The organism is Streptomyces sp. B6B3, from assembly GCF_039871525.1.
Taxonomy (GTDB): domain Bacteria; phylum Actinomycetota; class Actinomycetes; order Streptomycetales; family Streptomycetaceae; genus Streptomyces.
In genome coordinates, this window is the sequence record NZ_JBDPLU010000018.1 from 43,038 (window position 1) to 47,191 (window position 4,154).

The window sequence follows — 4,154 nt, forward strand, 5'->3', positions numbered from 1 at the left end:
CGTCACCTCTCCCGCGCTCACCACTGGACCAGCGTCGTTTCGATCGTCGAGCCCGGGCCCATCGTCATGAGCACTCCATAGTCGCCAGGTCGGACAGTGCCTTCGTTGGTCAGCCGCTCGTAGGAGAAGAGGAACGAGCCGCTGGAGACGTTGCCGTAGTCGCGCAGCACACCGGTGGTGTGGCGGACCGCGTGGTACGTGAGGCCGAGGTTGACCACCACGGCGTCGATGACCTTCTTGCCACCGGAGTGGACCAGCCAGTGCCCGATCTCGCTGCGCCGCAGCCCGGTGCCGTCCAGCAGCCGGTCCACCACGCGCTCGGCGTGCGCGCCGACCACGTAGGGGATCTGCGGGTCGAGGAAGAAGCTGAAGCGGCCCAGGTGGTCGTCCCAGTCGTAGCGCATCGCCTCGACGGCGTCGGTGATCAGGTAGCTGGCCGACTTCAGGATCCGCGGGCCGGCGGCGGCGCGGATGCCGTTGCCGGCGGTCTCCTGCTGGCCGCTGACCAGGGCCAGGGCGGCGGCGCCGTCGCCGAACAGGCTGTTGACCACCGCGGTGCGCATGGTCGAGTCCATCGCGTAGGCGGCGGAGCAGGCCTCGGTGCACAGCACGATCGCCAGGTCGCCCGGGTGGTTGGCGGACCAGCCGGCGACCACGCCCAGGGCGTTGAGGCCGGCGTTGCAGCCCATGCCGACGATGTCGGAGCGGCTGGTGAACGGGTCCATCCCGGCTTCGCGGATGACGAGCGCGCTCAGACCGGGGGTCAGGAAGCCGGTCGAGGTCACGCAGCACAGGTGACGGACGTCCGCGCGGGTGGCGCCGAGGTCCTTGAGGCAGTTGTCCAGGGCGTTGATGCCCATCTCGACGGCCATGGCCTTGTGCTTGTCGAGCAGTTGGCCCTGCTCCTCGGGGTGCCGGTGCCCGTCGGGGCCCGGATCCGGGAGGGTCAGGAAGCGGCGGTCGATGGCGCTGTTGACGAAGACCGAACGGATCTTCGGGTCGGTGATCTCGAAGGCGTCGAGGACCTCCTCCTGCGAGTAGGCGGTCGGCGACGCGGCGGTGCCCACCCCGATCATCCGGGGGGCTAACGGCTGGTTCAGGACCGCCGGAGTGGCCATGTCCGACACGTCAACGGGCTCGATGGTCATGGTCATCGGAAGGTCCACCCCCACATTCGCGGCTTGCCGCGCGTCGGTCGAGTGATGCTCGTGCCGTTCACTGTGCTGTCGTCCTCTCGTGCGCTAGGTGTTCTCGGTGTGGCGTTCGCTCTCGGCCTCGATGAACCGGGCGAGTCTCGTGGTGCCCTCCGCGATCTCGGCGGGCGTCAGGTAGCTGGTGGACAGCCGGATGCCGTGGTGGCCGCCGTCCCCCGGGTAGAAGTGCTGCATCGGGGTCCAGATGACCCCGAAGTCCTGGGCGGACCTGGTGAGGGCCGCGTTGTCGGCGCGGAACGGGACCCGCATGGCCAGGAAGAACCCGCCGGTGGGCGCGTTCCACGACACGCCGAGCGCGGCGCGGCGGTCGGCGGGCAGCCGCAGGTCCAGGTGCTCCAGCACCGACCGCATGGCGTCCCCGTAGTAGTCGGCGGACTCGGCGTTCAGCTCGGAGAGCTTGCCGGCCAGCAGGGCGCCGGCCACGGCGGCCTGGCTCAGCGACGGGGTGTTGACCGTCACCATGCTCTTGATCTTGGCGAGCTCGTCGGCGAGCAGGCCGGTGCCGCCCGCGTCGTCCACCACCACCTGGTCGGCGATCGCGAAACCGCCGCGGGCGCCGGGGAAGAGGGTCTTGGAGAACGAGCCCAGGTGCACCACGGAGCGGGTGCGGTCCAGGGACTTCAGGGTGGGCAGCCGCTCGCCGGGGCTGACCAGCCGGTACGGGGTGTCCTCCAGCACCAGCACGTCGTGCCGGGCGGCGACCTCCAGGAGCTCCCTGCGGGCGGCGAGGTCCATGGTGGTGCCGCCCGGGTTCGAGTGCTCGGGCACCACGTAGAAGGCGCGCGGGCGGCGCCCGTTGGCCTTCTCGGCCTTGATGGCCGCCTCCAGGTCGGCGCAGTGGAAGCCGTCCGCCCGCTCCTCGACCGGCGTCACCGGGATGTCCAACACCCGGGCCGCGCCGGTGATGCCGACGTAGCAGGGACTGGCCACGAGCACCACGTCGTCGGGTCCGGCGACCAGCGCGCGCAGCACCAGCAGCATGGCCTCCTGGGCCCCGACGGTCACCACGATCGACTCGGCCGGAACGTCGATGTCCTCGTCGTCGCGCAGCCAGTCGGCCAGCTCCTGCCGGATGAACCCGGCGGTGGGCCCGTACTGGTACATCTGCGCGCGGAGCTGCTGCGGCCCGACGCCCTGTTCGACCAGCCGGTCCAGGTACCGGCGCAGATGCTCGAAGATCTGCTCGATGTCGAAGAAGCCGTCGTAAGGGCGGCCGGGCGCGAACGAGATCGCGTCGGGGTAGCGGAGCGTGATCTCGTTGAGGAAGTTCATCGTGTCCAGCAGCGGATCGGAGACGCTGCCGTGCAACTCGGACTTCCGAAGTGACCCGTGGGGTGCCGGTTCACTACCGGTGTCAACGCTCCGTCCGGCCATGGAAATTCCCCCGTGCGGGTTCGAGTGTGGGAGTGGGTCTGTGTCCGCCGCTCAGGATCACACGAATGCAGTGCACTCACCAACGGTGTCCAACCGTCTGGGGAGAGTCTTCACAGACGGTCTTGTCGGGCCGCTTACCTGGCGGTTCACGGGTGCCGGGAGTTCGCCGAAAATGATGTTGTGGCATTCGCCATACCCGGCGCCGCACTCGGCGCCGCACTCGGCGAGAAAAGGGGATCGGAGGCGGGCGACCCGAACCGGGCCGCCCGGCCCCGCGCGTGATGTCCAACCGTCCAAGATGGGCACTTGGACGATGCTCGGCTACCAGGCGACCGGCAGCGCGTTCACCCCGAACTGCGGCGAGGTGAGGCGGTAGCTCAGCTCCTCCAGCGGCACGGCCAGGCGCAGCTCGGGGAGGCGGTCCAGCAGGACCATGAGGCCGGCCCGCAGCTCGGCCCGGGCCAGCGCGGCGCCGACGCAGAAGTGGATGCCGTGGCCCAGGGCCATGTGGGAGACCTGCTCACGGGCGATGTTGAGGCCGTCCTCCTCGGCGGGTCCGCCGTGGTTGGCGGCGAGCAGGGAGCACTGCACCAGCTGGCCCTTCTTGATCACCCGGCCGGCCAGCGGCACGTCCTCCAGGGCCTTGCGGGGCGAGGCGTTGGTGACGACCGTCGCGTAGCGCAGCAGCTCCTCGACCGCCGTGTCGAGCAGTTCGGGCCGGGACCGCAGCAGCGCGAGCTGCTCGGGGTGCTGCAGCAGGACCAGCACCCCCACCCCCAGCGTCTGGGAGGTGCCCTCCAGTTGGCCGAACACCACGGAGTCCAGGATGCCGCCCAGGTCGGCGTCGGTGAGCTCGTCGCCGTGCTCGCGCGCCAACCGGCTCATCATGCCGTCGCCCGGCTCGGCACGGATCTGCTCCACCAGCCGGTTCCGGTAGTTGTTGTAGGCCATGATCGCCCGCATCTGGTTCGGGCCGTCCCCGGCGGACCGGATCGTGTTGATCCGCGTCAGCGCCAGCGCGTCGTCCCGCGGCAGATCGAAGAGCGCGCAGCTCACCAGGGCTGTGAGGGGCCACGCGAAGCGCCGCATGAGGTCCGCCGGAGAGCCCGCCCGTTCCAGGTCGGCCACGCAGTCCCGGGCGATCTCCTCGATCCGCGGCCGCAGCACGCGCATCCGCCGCGGTGAGAACTCCGGCGCCAGCAGCCGCCGCATCCGGGTGTGGTCGGGCGGGTCGTACTGGAGCACGTTGCCGGGGAGCGGCCCCTCGGCCGGCGCGTTGGAGAACCGTTCCGTGTCGGAAAGCACCGCCCGGACCTCGGCGCCGCCGAGCACGATCCAGTTCACCGGCCCGTTCGGGACCTCGATGATCGGCGATTCCGTCTTTGCCTGCAGCAATTTGGCCGAGATGTTCACCCCGTCGCGGTGTCCACCCAACAGATCTTTTACCGTGTCGTGAGTTTCCGTTTGCGTCACCATGCGCGGATTCCTTTCCTGGGCGCGGGCCGGCACGGATTTTTTCCCATTTCCGTGCCGGCCCGAGGAGCTCTGACTTCCCGGTGTCGTTGC

3 protein-coding genes are annotated in these 4,154 nt (G+C 69.9%); all 3 read right to left on the reverse strand.

Translation table 11 applies throughout. From position 1 onward, the window contains the following. Window positions 1–17: 17 nt before the first annotated feature. The 3 genes from dpgA to ABGB06_RS29595 all read right to left on the reverse strand — a co-directional run bounded on the left by dpgA (window position 18) and on the right by ABGB06_RS29595 (window position 4,064). Entirely contained in the window at window positions 18–1,154 is a 1,137-nt protein-coding gene (gene dpgA, locus ABGB06_RS29585; RefSeq protein WP_347594977.1) for a 3,5-dihydroxyphenylacetyl-CoA synthase DpgA, read from the reverse strand. Between the two features lie 87 nt (window positions 1,155–1,241). Further along, window positions 1,242–2,522 (reverse strand): PLP-dependent aminotransferase family protein, encoded by a 1,281-nt coding sequence (locus ABGB06_RS29590; protein WP_347594980.1) that lies wholly within the window; start codon window positions 2,520–2,522, stop codon window positions 1,242–1,244. Window positions 2,523–2,909: 387 nt separating this feature from the next. Then, entirely contained in the window at window positions 2,910–4,064 is a 1,155-nt protein-coding gene (locus tag ABGB06_RS29595) for a cytochrome P450 (RefSeq protein WP_347594983.1), read from the reverse strand. Between the last annotated feature and the right edge of the window lie 90 nt (window positions 4,065–4,154).